Below are 14,221 nucleotides of genomic sequence, written 5' to 3'. Positions count from 1 at the left end.
GTTTGACGACGACGGTGTTTCCCATGCGTAGTGCTGGGGCGATTTGCCAGATGGTGATCATCATCGGCCAGTTCCATGGACCAATCGCGCCGACAACACCCAGCGGCCGGTAGTGCACGGTAGCGGTAATGTCATCATCAACAGCGGTGTAATCCGGTGATTCAAACGAGGCGGTTGCGCGCAACCACGCGGCACACGCGCCTACCTCGAATCGGGCGTTGGGTCCGTTGAGTGGTTTGCCTTGTTCTTGTGAGAGCAGTGTGGCCAGTGGCTCGGCGGCGTGCTCGATGGCATCAGCGAATTTGTTCAGCAGCTCGCAGCGAGCGTGATCGCCTTTGGCTTCCCAGTTTGGTTGCGCGGCACGTGCGGCAGCGATGGCGTCGTTGAGGTCGTTTTCGTTGTGGACCTGGTAGCTGCCGACGAGTTCGCCGGTGGCGGGGTTGTGGATCTCGGCGGTGCCGTCGCTGTCGCTGTCGGTGGTGATGGCAGCCAGGATGGCGTCGTAAGTGGTCAGGGTTGATGCTGCTGGCACGGTGTACTCCATCGATGTGTAAGAGAAGTTTCTATTGTGATCTGAGTGCAAGCATATACAATGTGTAATCCCGGTGATAGTGTTACGTCTCACAACAGCTTTATGACAGTTAACTCCAAGGAGAACACGGGATGCGCAGATCTACCAAGATCATCAGCAAGGTCTGGATCATCCTGCTCGCTGGAATCGTGGCAGCCTGCAGCGGCACCAACAGTAATTCCAGCAGCAATGACGACAGCAGCGACAAAGCCACCCTGCAAGACTGGGATTTCATTACCGTCGCTTCTGGCGGTACGTCCGGAAATTACTATCAAATCGGCTCCACCATGGAAACCATTCTTGGCGATGAGCTCGAAGTCGGCACCTCTGTACAGCCCAGCACCGGGTCCATTGAAAACATTGAGCTTTTGCGCCAGCACCGCGCAGAAATTGCGTTTGTCATGGGCGATGCCGTCTACCAGGCACAAGAAGGAATCGGCCCCTACGCAGGCAAAACCGATACCCCGGAACTCGCGGCGATCACCGCGATGTATCCCAATTGGCTGCACCTGGTCACCTTGGAAGGCTCCGGCATCACAACCGTCGAGGACTTGCGTGGCAAACGCGTCAGCGTCGGATCACCCAACTCGGGTGTGGAAGCGAATGCGAAGATTCTGTTAGAAGCTTTTGGCTTGACTTACGACGATTTCGACGTCGACTTCTTATCGTATTCGGATTCTGCCGACCAACTGCAAAACGGCCAGATCGACGCCGCGTTTACCTCCTCGGGCATTCCCAATTCTGCGATCATGGACCTTTCTGCACAACAAGACGTGCGCATCGTGCCCATTGAAGGCAAGGGTTTGGACGCTTTGCTCGAGAACTATCCCATCATCAACACCGGCGTGATTCCGGCGAACACCTACGACAACACCGAAGACGTGCCGGTCATCGCGATGATGAATCAACTCGTAGTGCGCAAAGACGCCGCCGAGCACGACGTTTACTTGGCAACCAAAGCCCTATTTGAAAACTTGGATGAGCTGCACTCATCCGCGAAAGCTGCCCAAAAGATCACGCTAGACAGCGTCGAGGATGGCCTAGTGCTAGACCTGCACCCCGGCGCGCGACGCTACTTTGAGGAAGTAGGTGCGCTGTAATGAATGCTGCAACAACTCCCACGTCACAGGCCACATCAGACTCCCAGGCCCACGCAACACAGCAGAACCAGCCGTCGGTAAGCACCCCTGATGTCGGCGAAAAGCTCGAGCAGTTTGACCGCGAATCACGCACCCGCGAATTCACCTCTCCGGTAACGCACTGGATTTTCATCGCCTTCGCGGTGCTGGTTTCTCTGTACCACATGTACATTGCCTACTTCGGTGCGCCGCCAGCGTTGTTGCACCGTTCGCTGCACGTTGGCGCGATTTTGATGCTGTGTTTCGCGTTATACCCCGCACACAAGAAGGCTTCACGCGGATCCATCGCGATCTACGATTACCTGCTGATCATCGCTTCGGCCGCAACATTTGTGTATATCTGGCTGAATTATCAGGACATCCTGGATCGCATCGTCAGTCCTAATACCGCGGACGTTCTTTTCGCCACTGTGTTAGTGGTGCTGGTCATCGAGGCTTCCCGGCGCGTCACCGGCTGGGCCCTGCCCATTTTGTCCCTGGTGTTTCTGGCTTTTGCACTGTTTGGCCAGCACGGTCCACTGCGTTTTCGCCACCGTGGTTACGAAGTCAACGACATCCTGGATTTTCTGTACCTGACCAACGAAGGCATTTTCTCCACTGCCGTTGCCGTCGCGGCATCCTATATTTTCTTGTTCGTGCTTTTCGGAGCTGTGCTGCAGAAATCTGGCCTGGGACAATTCTTCAACGACATCGCGTTGGCACTGGCGGGCCGTTCCCGCGGTGGTCCGGCGAAAGTCGCGGTCATTTCTTCCGGTTTCCTGGGCTCGATCAATGGTTCGGCAATCGCAAACGTGGTGACGACCGGTGCTTTTACCATTCCGCTGATGAAGAAAGTCGGTTTTAAACCATACTTCGCCGGCGGTGTGGAGGCTTCCGCTTCGGTCGGTGGGCAGATTTTGCCGCCGATCATGGGTGCTTCGGCATTCATCATGGCAGAAACGTTGGGTATGCAGTACACGGAGGTCGCCATCGCGGCGCTGATACCTGCGGTGTTGTACTACATCGGTGTGATCATGCAGGTGCATTTCCGCGCGGTCAAAGACGGTCTGAGCGGAATTTCTAGTGAGAACCTGCCGGCAGTGAAAGAGGTGCTCAAAGAACGCGGGCACTTGTTGGTTCCACTGGTGATTTTGGTTTACATGCTGTTCTTTTCCGGGCAGACCATTCTGTTTTCCGCCCTGCTGACGATCCTGGCAACCATCGCCATCGCGCAGGTGCGTGGAAACACGCGCATGTCCAGCAAAGACATTATTTATGCGCTTGCCGACGGCGCCAAGACCTCCGTCGCGGTGTCGATCGCGTGTGCCTGTGTTGGCATTATCGTCGGCGTCGTCACGCTGACCGGGTTCGGCGTGAAGTTAGCGAATGCGATCGTGATCCTCGGTGAAGGCAGCTTGTTGTTGTCACTGGTCCTGACGATGATCGCCTGCATCATTTTGGGCATGGGTTTGCCGTCGATCCCGGCATATATCATCACCTCCACGATGGCCGCACCGGCATTAGCGGAGCTCGGCGTCGAGGCGCTGGTGGCACACCTGTTTGTGTTCTATTTTGGTTTGTTCGCGAATATCACCCCGCCGGTAGCTTTGGCGGGATTTGCCGCAGCTGGTTTGGCGGGCGATGATCCGATGAAAACCAGCGTGCAGGCGATGCGCCTGGCGATTGCTGGTTATTTCATTCCGTTCATGTTCGTCTACAACCCGGGCTTGCTGCTGCAAGATGTCACCTGGGCCAGCGGCGCGTTGGTCGTCGGCACTGCCATCGTTGGTGTGTGCATGCTCTCTGCTGCGGTAGAGGGTTATGCGCGCACGCGTTTGCCGCTGGTAGTGCGCGTGTTAGTCGGTGTCGGCGGCCTGGCGTTGTTGTTGCCAGGGTTGCTTTCCGACGCAGTGGGCGTGGGCATTCTCGTGATTGGTCTGGCGCAGCAATTGCTGGCAAAACGGAGCGAATCCGCCAACGAAACCACGGAGAAATCTGCACGCTGAACTGTAAACTGATGCATCCGCATCGTCTCGTCTCGAACCTTGTTGACACATCAACTATAGTGGGTGACATGAAGAAGTTCGGGTTTTTAAGTTTCGGCCATTACAAGTTCCCCGGCCAGCGTGGGCCTAATGCCCAGCAGACCCTCAAGCAGGGGCTGGAGCTTGCCGTGGAGGCAGACAAGATTGGCGTGAATGGCGCGTATTTCCGCGTGCACCATTTTGCCCCACAGGGGGCGGCGCCGATGCCGTTGCTTTCTGCGATTGCCGCGCGCACAAAGCACATTGAGGTCGGTACCGGCGTGATCGATATGCGCTACGAAAACCCGTTGTACTTGGCAGAAGAGGCCGCCGCACTGGATTTGCTTGCCGACGGCCGGGTCGCGTTGGGGGTTTCACGGGGATCACCGGAGCCTGCGCACCGTGGTTGGGAGGCTTTCGGCTATACCGGTTCCGACGATCCACGCGGGGCAGATCTTGCCCGGGAGAAGTTCGCGAAGTTTATGCAGGGCGTGCGTGGTGAGGCCGTCGTCAAGTCTGCACAGGACCCGTATCCACCGATTTATCAGCCGGGCACTCCGCTACCGGTGATGCCGCATTCGCCTGGCTTGCAGCGCAATATCTGGTGGGGTGCTGGAACGAAGAAAACTGCCGAGTGGGCCGCTGAGCAGGGTGTGAACCTGATGAGTTCCACGTTGCTGACGGAGGCCACTGGTGAAGCTTTTGGTGATTTGCAGGCGGCGCAGTTGCAGGCTTTCCACGAGGCGTGGCGGCAGGCTGGGCATGATTGGACGCCGCGGACGTCGGTGAGCCGCAGCGTGTTCCCGATTGTCAGCGACCGGGATCGTGCGTTATTTGGCATGAGTGGCGGGAATGATCAGATCGGTATTATTGATGGTTATGAGTCCACGTTTGGCCGCACTTATGCCGGCGAGCCGGAGCAATTGATCGAGCAGCTCAAAGACGACGCCGCCGTGATGGAGGCGGATACTTTGATGCTAACGATCCCGAACCAACTGGGTGTGGATCTCAACCTGCGGCTTTTGCAGAATTTCGCTGAGCATGTGGCCCCAGCTTTGGGTTGGGAGCCTGCGAACCGTTAGTTCTTGGCGCCGATTTTTCGCATAGTACGCATCAACCTTTCAAACGCAGTGCTGAATATCACCAAGGTTGGCCTAGCTTAATTTCTCAAACTAAGGCTAACCTTTAACTGATTTTCAATAGAGTTTCACTCTATTCCCACTTCCTTGAAAGGATTGCTCTTACTGTGAACAATAATCGGCGCCTCTGGATGCAGGTAACGGTGGCAGGTTTGACCTCTCTGTCGCTTGGTTTCGGCACACTCACGCCCGCACACGCACAAGATTTTTCTGCGCCACCGACCACATCTGATGACCAAGATGCTGCACCATCCAATGGTCCTAATCTCACAGGTGTGCTTGCCGAAGCACGCTTGATCACTGCTGAATGGACGCTCGCCCCTGCTGAATTTGGCGCCACCTTCTACCAAGTTCAGCTGGTAGAAGTGAAAAACGGTGCACCAACCGACAAGATTGTCAAAGATGAATTTGAACCCGCCAACAGCACTCGACATCAGTTCACGAACGTACCACCGGGCGATTACGTCGTCCGCGTGGCCGCAGGTCGCGGGGTAGAAAATTCCCAATTCAGCCAATCAGAGATTCTCACGATTAGTGATAAGCCAGAGGCCCCACAAGCTCCGCACAAACCCTACCTGCAGTTGAAGAGTAATAAAACTGTCCGTGTGGAATGGGACCGCCGTTCGTCTGGCAGTACCCGCATCCACACATACCTCGTAAAATTACAGCCAAGTGACAATTCCGAGCCTCGGGTGGAAAAGGTTACAGACACCAATACTTTCCCAGATAACTTTGTGGAGTTTTCCGGATTGAAGGAAAACGTCAGCTACACCGCCACTGTTGAAGCTGAAAGCTCGACTGGAAAATCTCGTGCTTCTGAAACCAGTGATGCCATTACTGTCACTGCAGATCCCGCCCCGAAATTTGAGCTCGATACTGACACCATTGACCTTGTAAAAGGTGGAGAATTCACAGTCACGGGAACAGGTTACACCGGAGCAGCCGCTGAAGAAGGCGTCTACGTAGTATTTTGGGCTACTTCCAAGTGGACCCCAGGTCAACTACCGAATACCAGCAAACAACAAGGTGTTTCAGTCCTTGTCGAGCCTAATGAGATCAAGAACGGCACTTTCACCAAAAAGATCCAAATTAAGCCTGGTGAAATCGCACTTGCTCAAGGGGATTCTTACCAAGTTGGCACCCTAGCTGGTGGCAAGAAACTGCCGATTGACCGGCGGTTGGACCTCGCGAAGCCAGTCAACCTGGCCTCACAATCTCTGGCAGAGGTGCAAGCAAGCGTTCACGGTGACACAGTGAGTGCTCGCTGGAGCCTGGCTGAGAGCGATAAGCGTGCTTCGAGCATTCGTATCACGTTGTACGAAGAAAAAGACGGTCTGAATACATCCGTGAAGTATCTCGACCGGGGACCTAGGGTTACCGACAGTGAATTCCCTAACGTAAAACCAGGTGTCTACCGAGTTGGGGTTAAAGCAAACTTGAGCACTGATTTCTTCGGTCCCGATCAGTGGACTGAAGAAAAATTCAGCGATTCTGTCACCGTGGTCGACCCTGACGCTCCGCAGCCACCAGCTCCTGCACCAAAACCAGCTGATCCTGCACCTTCTAAGCCATCCACTTCGAAGCCTGCACCTGCTCCTTCCAAGCCGTCCAAACCATCCAAGCCGTCCACACCATCGAAGCCAGAAAATCCGGCAAATTCCACACTGAAAACCCCTGATGCTCCGCGCATCAGCCCGGCATCGGCGAAGGACTATTCCAAGGCCGGTTTGTTCTACTCGCTAGCTGGCTACGAGGACATCAAGGAAGTTGAAGCTCGCCTGGTGCCTGTCGACGACAAAGGCAACCAGGAAAGCGATGACTTCATCACCCCAAGTGAAATCGCCAACGGTTACGCTGAGTTCACCGGCCTGAAGAAAGGTCAGCGCTACCGCGGTCAGATCAAGGTCATCACCGAAAAAGGCGAAACTGCCTGGTCCGAATATTCCAGCATCTTCTTGGCCAACACCCCAGAACAAGGCATCGACCCTGACCTGACCCTGTTCCCAGAAACGCCGCTGGATAGCCGCAAAGCAAACACGATCACCGTCAACGGCACCGGCTACTTGAACGGCAAAGAGATGAATCTCTATGTCCTGGAAAGCACCGATGTCCCTGACGACGGTAGGTTCACCGCTGACACCGCCAAGAAAGCCCTGGCTTCTACAACTGCCAAAGTCACCAATGGTAAGTTCTCGCAGAACCTGGAAATCCCAGCTAACACACTGAACCCGAAGAAAAAATACTTCGTGGCAAGCGTCGACAAGCACGGCAACCACGAATACGACTCCGCCGTTCTACTCAAAGTCAAAGACGGGGCAGTTGCCACTCCGACACTGGATGTTTCCACAACGACGGTGAATGCTGCCACGGGTGGTGACATTACTGTCCGCGGTGCGGGGTTCGTCGGCGAAGGCGCCTCGCAGGGTGTCTATGTTGCGGTGTACAAGAAATCGCAATGGAACGTCGGCAAGTCTGCGCCAGTGGGCCGTCCAGTTGCCGCCGAATGGGTACGAATGGATGAGCTGAACAATGGCAGCTTCGTCAAGCGAATCAACATTCCGGGCAACGCTTTGGATCCGAATGAGCAGTACGTAATCGGCACGCTGGCCGCGCATGCTTTGTCGCAAACCAACCGTGAGCTGGATACAGCCCAAGATCTCGTCGTCACTAACGGCCCGACTGCCCCAGCAATGCCAGAAGCACCACAGGCTCCGAACGTTCCAGGCGCGGCAGATGCCCCAGAAGGCCCAGGTGCGCACCCTGCCCCTGGCAACCCCGGTGAACAGCCTGCACCAGAAGCTCCAGGCGAGCAGCCAAACCAAACCCCACAGGTGACGCCACCAAACGCCACCCCACCGAGCGCACCTACCCCGCCGAGCACGACCACACCAGGCACAATCACCTCCAGCCCTTGGTTCAAGGCGATCGCCGCAGTGGGCGGAATTGGTCTTGTCTTTGCCGGCATCGGTGCTGCATTGCAGGGACTGCGCCACAACGTCCCTGTAATCAATGACTTCCTGACCAACCTGGAACGCACCATCCAGAACTTCTTCGGTGGGCGCCGCTAATGATTTCTCCCGCATTCAACCCTCGCAAGCACCGTGGCGTACTCGCTGTCGCTGCGTGCCTAACACTTGGCTTCACCAGCGGGCCACTGAGCATAAGTGAACCAGGAATCGCTGCCGCGCAATCCAGCTTTGGTTCCAGCAATGCTCCAGGTCCCGCCCCAAAGCCACAACCTGCACCAGCACCGGCACCGAAGCCGCAAGATACGGCACCACAGCCGCAGCCGCTGCCCAAGATGCCGAAACTCCCGTCGGTCCAACAACCAGAGCAACCACAGCAGCCGCCACAAGGGCAGCCGCAGATCGTCGAAAAGATCACCAAGGTTCCTATATTCAGCCGGGAAGCAAACATCGAGTGGCACGAGGTCACCGGCCAGAAAATCTATGCCGAAGGCGAGGCTTTTCAGTTCCTGGAGCGCCCCGGAAAAATCACACCAGGTGCCCGGATTACGAACACCCGGTTGGGTTCATACTGCTCGGTGGGATGGATCGTCGAAAAGAACGGCGAACAGTTCATTCTCACAGCCGGGCATTGTGGCCGGGAAGGCGACATCTTCAGCATCGAAGACCCCGAGGGCAGGCACCATGTAGTGGGAACGATGACCTATTCAGAGTTTCAGAATCATGGCGACATTGGACGCTACGACAAAGGGCTGATCAAAATCGACAATCCTGCGATGGCCGATGCTAGCCTGCAGCTTTTCTGGAAGAACCAAAAAATGATCACCGCTGCGGTGCAGAATACGGATTGGACAGAAGAGCACAAGCCGAGACTCTGCCGCATGGGTGCACGAACCGGGCTTTCCTGTGGACCATATTACGGAGTAGGCGCTGACGGGCAGTTGATTTACAACGCGATCTCTCTGCCCGGCGACTCCGGCGGACCGGTTTTTGCCACCCACAACGGGCATGCCTTTCCTATCGGAATCGTTTCCGGTGGCCTGAAAGAAGATGCTATCCATCAGGTTGCGCAACCGATTGCGCAATTCCTTAACGACGGCGGCTACACGCTGCTTTAACTCAGCGCAGAAGCTTTAGGGTTGTAATTAAAATCGGGGTAGATCCTTCCCAGCCCCACCCCGATTCCAGTACCGGCCACACCATGATGCCGGGTGGCAACTAAAACAACCGCCCGGCCTCCGCCGCGCTAGGCTCTTCATGCTGCAACACGCGCAGACGACACTCCTGGTGCAATCTTGTAGCTTCTGATGTCTTTGAAGCTGAGACTTCAGCTACACTGGCTAAAGTCGCATAGTTAACCCCCGACGTGTCCACTTTCCGGGGGACAGTCCCGCAGAATAAGCAAGGGCAATGCGAACAATACAGTATTTAAAGGCAACGGCATCAGAGTTATTGTAGACAATAAGAGCGGAAATGTGATTACTGTCACGAAAGGGTAATTATGAATTTTGATTATGACCCAGAAGCTGATGCAGCCTATCTAGCCATAGTGCAGCCAGGCGCCCTCTCTGAACGGCAGATATCAGGAATAACTACAGAAAAAATGGAAGGAGAAATAGAGATAGATATCGACGAAAATGGAAAAGTTATTGGTATCGAGTTCGTGAATGCCTCCTTGATTCTTCCGTCAGACTTCCTAAAAAAAGCAAACCGGATATCATAGGCATCATCGTCGCAGCGAGTTTATTCCTCCGAAAGAGCCTGCTCAAACGACGGTTAAACCAAACTCCAACTGCCCTGAGCAACTAAAGCGGAACAAAACCCGGGGCACTTCAGTCAAACTAAAGAATCCATAATTCAGCTTGCAGCAATATAAAGAGGTTTAACATTGAGTAACGATGGCCGTTCTTCATCGCTTTGGGATTGGCCGCGATGGGCGCTTCCGTTCCCTGAAATTTTGCTGATCGCCGTATTGCAACTAACTAGTTGGGCACACTGCTCACTGAATGACTGTGCAGAAGCCCCCACCGATTTCACTACCGGCGGCAGCAACCTCTGGTGGTGGCAACTCATGAGTGTCGCCGCCATCGTGATCAGCACTATTTTCGCCGCGTTCCCACTACGCAGTCGTCTGCCAGAAATCGGCTTATTACTCTGGTCCGGATTTACTTGGTCGCTACAATTTTGGGCCTTTAACCAAGACCTAGTCGATAACTACAACTTGCAATTACTCTTATACCCAATCTCGGAATCCTGGAGGGCTGGTGTCATCGTCACCACGAGTTTATTCCTCCGAAAGAGCCTGCTCAAACGACGGTTAAACCAAACTCCAACTACCCTAAGCAACTAAAACGGAACAAACCCGGGGTACTTCAGGTTTCGCTCGAAGTATATGATGCCAATAAGCCCTAGTGGACGCTTCCCACGATCAAATATTACTGAGTAAAAATCTTCGACTCTAAGGAATCAATATGGCAGATAATAAACTTTGGTCGAGAACATTTTCGAGGTTGTGGGCTTGCGAAGGTGTGTCAGTACTATCAGCTCAAATGCTTATTTTTGCACTTCCCATAGTAGCAGTCTCTACATTCCAAGCTACTGATGCACAAATTGGGCTAATCAATACCTTCGTCGGTTTGGGCTTACTGACATTTTTAATCGTCGGGGCAAGTCTTACTGATCTACGACGCCAAGACAAACTCCTCGGCGCCTTATCCCTAGCACGTGCCATGATATGTGGTTTCGCTGCTTTTGCCGCAGCCACCGATGCACTCGCGTTATGGCATTTACTCATCATAGGGTTTGCAATCAGCGGAATGACCGCCTTATACGATAGTGCATTTTCAGCTGTCGTCCCACAAGTTGTCCATACTCATCATTTAGGCAAAGCAAATAGTTGGATTGCCGCCTTACGCTCTGCAGCAGATATTGGCGCAGGTTCATTAGCAGGAATACTACTGTCCTATACAGGATCGGCAACTTTATTTTGTTTACTCATGGTTTTCTACGCAATAGCCAGCATCGGACCATTTAGTCTGCGCCCCATATTTAAAAGAAAACCTAAACTCCACTCATCAAATCATCATGTTTTCTCACAAATCATGGGAGCTCGAGAAGGGATTCGTTTCCTGCTCTCTGATCCCATACAAAGACCAATCACCCTAGCCATAGCCCATTTCAACCTGTTCACCAGTGCTATACAAGCCCTATATGTGGTATTTGCTCTACGATACGCAAACCTGTCTGCAGCCGAGATTGGCGTAGCAGCAAGTATCGCTGGGGTTATTGGCTTATGCGGTGTCTTTATCTCTGACTGGTCAATCAAGAAAATCCGCCCAGTTGTATTGCTGTCTGTGACATTAGCGCTACCAGTACTATCCGGGGCAGGTATCCTCATCCTGCCCCTTCTTGATCAATTCGCTTCTATGTTGGTGCTGAGCGCTTCCCTCGGGCTCTGGGCCTGCGCTGTCCTGGTTAATGTTGCAGCAAGCGAAACACTCAAGCAGCAACTAGTCCCTGAAGCTATCCTCGGCCGTGTCTCAGCTGCGATTCGACTACTTACCTGGGGAGTCGACCCAATTGGTGCAGCCCTTGCCACGCTAGCAGTGCTCTATCTTCCTATTCACAGCGTGCTCATGATCAGTATTATTGGAATAGGTGCTTCCGTTTCCTGGCTGCTTACTTCCTCCCAGCTGCGCAAGCTCTCTCCTACACCAACCAGTAATTGATGACACTTTTGCTGAGGCGTTCACCCCGGCCTGACCAGATTCATAGTCTGAGATAGGCAACTAAAACAACCGCCCAGCCTCCGCCGCACTCGGCTCTTCATGCTGCAACAACCAGCGCTTTCGGTCCAAGCCTCCCGCATAACCGGTCAAGCTACCATCGGCACCAAGCACCCGGTGACACGGCACAATCACACTCCACGGATTGCGCCCCACTACCTGCCCAACCCGCTGCGATAGCCCCACGCTGCCCATCTCACGAGCCAACGCTCCATACGTCGTGGTCGCACCATACGCAATCCCCTGCAGCAGCCGCCAGACCTGCACCGAAAATTCGCTTGCCGACGCCGCCACGTGTGCCCAATCCAAAGGCACCGTAAAACTCTCTCGCTTGCCGACGAAATACTCCTCTAGCTCATTCCGCGCCCGGCACAGTATCCGGCGGATGCTTTCATCGCTGTTGTCGCCACCGGCCGCTGCGCTTTCCAGTTCACACCGTGGCCCGCACTCCGCAATATCTGGCACATGCTTGCCGCCACTGAAATACACCCCGACTAGCCCGTCGGCAGTAGCAACCACCACTACCTCACCAACCGGGTTCTTTCCCGGCGCGGAAAAACTTGTGTGCTGCACGCCGCCGTGCGTCTTTCCAACAGACGAATTTTTACTGTGCGCATCCCGCATCTGCGACTGGGAATCGTTCATAAACCCATTCTAGGGCGATCTGCTGGCAGCATTTCCGCCCGGCGCGGCGTCGTCGGTAGGATCGGCGCTGTGTTTCGCGAGGCCTTGATGATCGGGATCGGTGCCGCCATTGGTGCGCTCGTCCGGTTCGTCACCCTCGCGATTTTCGGTGAAGAGCTGTTTCCCGTCGCCGTACTGGACATGATCGCCTGCTTTTTGATGGGCTATCTCGCACCCGGCCCGTTTGGCGGTGCTGGCATGCTGGGCGGCTTTTCGACGTATTCCGCCTTCGTCGGGCTCGCCTTCACAGAATTGGGCAGCCACCAGGTGTTTTACGTCGCCGGGATTATCATTGCCTGCACGATCTGCTGGCTCGGTGGCGATCAGCTGCGCAATGTGTTGGATCTGCGGGAGAAGATGGCCCACTTTGTGCTCACCCATGGGCCCTGGGCGCACCCGGAGACGAACCCGCGCGTAAACCCGGATTTCCGTGCCGCTGAAGACGCTGCGGGCGGCAAGGACGGTGGCAACAGATGAATCTCGATATCAGCCTCACCGAAGCACTCTTGTCGACGGCTTCCGTCGCCGCCGGTGCCTTTGCTGGCGGTCTGGTACGTGGCTTGTTGAGCAAGCTGCGCGACCGGTACACCGGAACCGCGTGTTCTAATATACTGGCGTGTTTCGCACTCGGGATTATGCTGGCGCGCGTCGATCTGGGCGCGCTCGTGCATCTGCCGTATTGGGAAATCGCTTTTGGTACAGGTTTTTGCGGTGCGCTTTCAACCCTGGCAACCCTGGCCCGCGAACTGGGGAATCTGACCTACGAACGGGCGTGGATCCGTTTGAGCCTCTATACCGTGTTCACGGTGCTCGGCGGGCTGGGCGCAGTCTGGCTGGGATGGTTGCTGGGCATGGCAGTCTGACACGATAGATCTGAAAATCAGGATATATTCATTACGGTATACACAAACCAGGATCCAAACATGAGAACCGCTGGAAATACCGCACTGAACAGCCCAATTCCCGCTATCCATGGTTTACGCTCTGCAATGCCTAGGGCTCCTGCACTGAGTCCGAGAACAAAACACACCGGCCAATGGTATAAATCAGTATCTTGCAAAAGAAAGCCACCGATTACAGCTAGAAGTAGATTAACGGAGATAAGCCCGATCGCGATTTTCGCCTTCTGATTTCTCCAACTGTTGACTAGATTGCTCATCTAAACTACCTGCAGGGAGCATGCGTGAAATAAACTTTTATTGCATTCGCCATGACTTTTTCAAATCCCACCATGCGATTATAGTCACGATTTATCCCAGCTAGAAGTTCACGGTCGCAACTACAATTGAAATACCCCTTTCTCGCGTAGCATTTGTCATGGTGCATACAAAGTCGGTCCAAAGTATTTACGGGTGCACCTGGCCCACTGTTACCAGGTCCGCACCAACGTTTGTAACCGGGCATGCCCCTTGAAACTCGATTATTATCGCGTTCTGCATATTCTGTGGATACTTGATTCAAAGCCTTTCCAACCGAAAGTGCAAAATCACTAGCGCCATCAGCTTGCGCACGATCAACATCAAATTCCGGATATCCATTATCGGATTTGAATATATACCCCTCAAGCGACTCTTCGATCTCAACCAAATTTGATTCTTCATCTATGCCGGCAATTGAGACGTCCGTGGCATCAAGCGCATTTGCTGAAGTAGTTGATAAAGCCAACATCAAGCAAATATAAACTAAGGTTTTTCTCATCTTACCCTCCACATATTTTGGCCAACCTTGTTATCCTTTTCCTACCAATATTCTAGCGCTTCAACAGGATTTGTAAATAAGGGGTGATATTTAGGGGTGGGTTAAATAGTGAAGTGTACTGGGTTTTGTTCCTAGGGATTTACCTTATTTTCTATTATTTCCCGAGACTCATCTTGTTCCCACAACGCGTCTTCAACCTCGACCGGGGTGCGGTACCCCAAGCTTTGATGCAGCCT

The 14,221-nt window shown here is 54.1% G+C and carries 13 protein-coding genes; 10 read left to right on the top strand and 3 right to left on the bottom strand.

Annotated elements, in window-relative coordinates; genetic code table 11:
- Nucleotides 1–544: aldehyde dehydrogenase family protein (locus U1140_RS11050; protein ID WP_369847912.1), on the bottom strand; the 544-nt coding region annotated here is incomplete at its 3' end.
- 119 nt (nt 545–663) lie between these two features.
- Here U1140_RS11050 and U1140_RS11045 point away from each other — a divergent pair.
- From U1140_RS11045 to U1140_RS11010, 8 genes are all read left to right on the top strand, one after another.
- Nucleotides 664–1,671, top strand: a complete 1,008-nt coding sequence (locus U1140_RS11045) for a TAXI family TRAP transporter solute-binding subunit (protein WP_369847911.1) — start codon at nt 664–666, stop codon at nt 1,669–1,671.
- Entirely contained in the window at nt 1,671–3,695 is a 2,025-nt protein-coding gene (locus U1140_RS11040) for a TRAP transporter permease (RefSeq protein ID WP_369847909.1), read from the top strand. Before U1140_RS11045 ends, U1140_RS11040 begins: the two co-directional genes overlap by 1 nt.
- Nucleotides 3,696–3,763: 68 nt before the next feature.
- The gene (locus tag U1140_RS11035; RefSeq protein WP_259802539.1) at nt 3,764–4,795 is read left to right on the top strand and encodes an LLM class flavin-dependent oxidoreductase; all 1,032 of its coding nucleotides are present in this window, start codon (nt 3,764–3,766) and stop codon (nt 4,793–4,795) included.
- A gap of 164 nt (nt 4,796–4,959) precedes the next feature.
- Nucleotides 4,960–7,920, top strand: a complete 2,961-nt coding sequence (locus U1140_RS11030; RefSeq protein WP_369847908.1) for a fibronectin type III domain-containing protein — start codon at nt 4,960–4,962, stop codon at nt 7,918–7,920.
- Nucleotides 7,920–8,936 (top strand): S1 family peptidase, encoded by a 1,017-nt coding sequence (locus U1140_RS11025; RefSeq protein WP_369847906.1) that lies wholly within the window; start codon nt 7,920–7,922, stop codon nt 8,934–8,936. The genes U1140_RS11030 and U1140_RS11025 overlap by 1 nt, the downstream gene beginning before the upstream one ends.
- Nucleotides 8,937–9,319: 383 nt before the next feature.
- Complete coding sequence (locus U1140_RS11020) at nt 9,320–9,541, top strand: DUF2283 domain-containing protein (RefSeq protein ID WP_049149969.1); 222 nt, start codon at nt 9,320–9,322, stop codon at nt 9,539–9,541.
- 165 nt (nt 9,542–9,706) lie between these two features.
- Nucleotides 9,707–10,168 carry a hypothetical protein gene (locus U1140_RS11015; RefSeq protein WP_369847905.1) on the top strand — a complete coding sequence of 154 codons (462 nt, stop codon included), beginning with the start codon at nt 9,707–9,709 and terminating at the stop codon, nt 10,166–10,168.
- 121 nt (nt 10,169–10,289) lie between these two features.
- The gene (locus U1140_RS11010; protein WP_369847903.1) at nt 10,290–11,546 is read left to right on the top strand and encodes an MFS transporter; all 1,257 of its coding nucleotides are present in this window, start codon (nt 10,290–10,292) and stop codon (nt 11,544–11,546) included.
- 60 nt (nt 11,547–11,606) lie between these two features.
- On the opposite strand, the gene U1140_RS11005 is transcribed toward U1140_RS11010, so the two are convergent.
- On the bottom strand, nt 11,607–12,248 hold the full coding sequence (locus U1140_RS11005; RefSeq protein WP_369847902.1) for a methylated-DNA--[protein]-cysteine S-methyltransferase: 642 nt from the start codon (nt 12,246–12,248) through the stop codon (nt 11,607–11,609).
- Nucleotides 12,249–12,317: 69 nt separating this feature from the next.
- Between U1140_RS11005 and U1140_RS11000 the strand changes: the two genes are divergently transcribed.
- Entirely contained in the window at nt 12,318–12,764 is a 447-nt protein-coding gene (locus tag U1140_RS11000) for a CrcB family protein (protein WP_369847901.1), read from the top strand.
- Entirely contained in the window at nt 12,761–13,150 is a 390-nt protein-coding gene (locus U1140_RS10995; RefSeq protein WP_369847899.1) for a fluoride efflux transporter FluC, read from the top strand. The genes U1140_RS11000 and U1140_RS10995 overlap by 4 nt, the downstream gene beginning before the upstream one ends.
- A 301-nt stretch (nt 13,151–13,451) precedes the next feature.
- On the opposite strand, the gene U1140_RS10990 is transcribed toward U1140_RS10995, so the two are convergent.
- Nucleotides 13,452–13,997 carry a phospholipase A2 family protein gene (locus U1140_RS10990; RefSeq protein ID WP_369847898.1) on the bottom strand — a complete coding sequence of 182 codons (546 nt, stop codon included), beginning with the start codon at nt 13,995–13,997 and terminating at the stop codon, nt 13,452–13,454.
- Nucleotides 13,998–14,221 lie beyond the last annotated feature (224 nt).

The sequence above is a fragment of the Corynebacterium drakensteinense genome (assembly GCF_041224285.1).
GTDB lineage: Bacteria > Actinomycetota > Actinomycetes > Mycobacteriales > Mycobacteriaceae > Corynebacterium.
The sequence above is the reverse complement of the archived record's forward strand: the minus strand, read 5'-3'. Positions and strand labels throughout refer to the sequence as shown.

What these genes read in the sequence shown, in the direction of transcription:
- U1140_RS11045 (WP_369847911.1), top strand. Translation starts at nt 664, where the DNA reads ATGCGCAGATCTACCAAGATCATCAGCAAGGTCTGGATCATCCTGCTC.
- U1140_RS11040 (WP_369847909.1), top strand. Translation starts at nt 1,671, where the DNA reads ATGAATGCTGCAACAACTCCCACGTCACAGGCCACATCAGACTCCCAG.
- U1140_RS11035 (WP_259802539.1), top strand. Translation starts at nt 3,764, where the DNA reads ATGAAGAAGTTCGGGTTTTTAAGTTTCGGCCATTACAAGTTCCCCGGC.
- U1140_RS11025 (WP_369847906.1), top strand. Translation starts at nt 7,920, where the DNA reads ATGATTTCTCCCGCATTCAACCCTCGCAAGCACCGTGGCGTACTCGCT.
- U1140_RS11020 (WP_049149969.1), top strand. Translation starts at nt 9,320, where the DNA reads ATGAATTTTGATTATGACCCAGAAGCTGATGCAGCCTATCTAGCCATA.
- U1140_RS11010 (WP_369847903.1), top strand. Translation starts at nt 10,290, where the DNA reads ATGGCAGATAATAAACTTTGGTCGAGAACATTTTCGAGGTTGTGGGCT.
- U1140_RS11005 (WP_369847902.1), bottom strand. Translation starts at nt 12,248, where the DNA reads ATGAACGATTCCCAGTCGCAGATGCGGGATGCGCACAGTAAAAATTCG.
- U1140_RS10995 (WP_369847899.1), top strand. Translation starts at nt 12,761, where the DNA reads ATGAATCTCGATATCAGCCTCACCGAAGCACTCTTGTCGACGGCTTCC.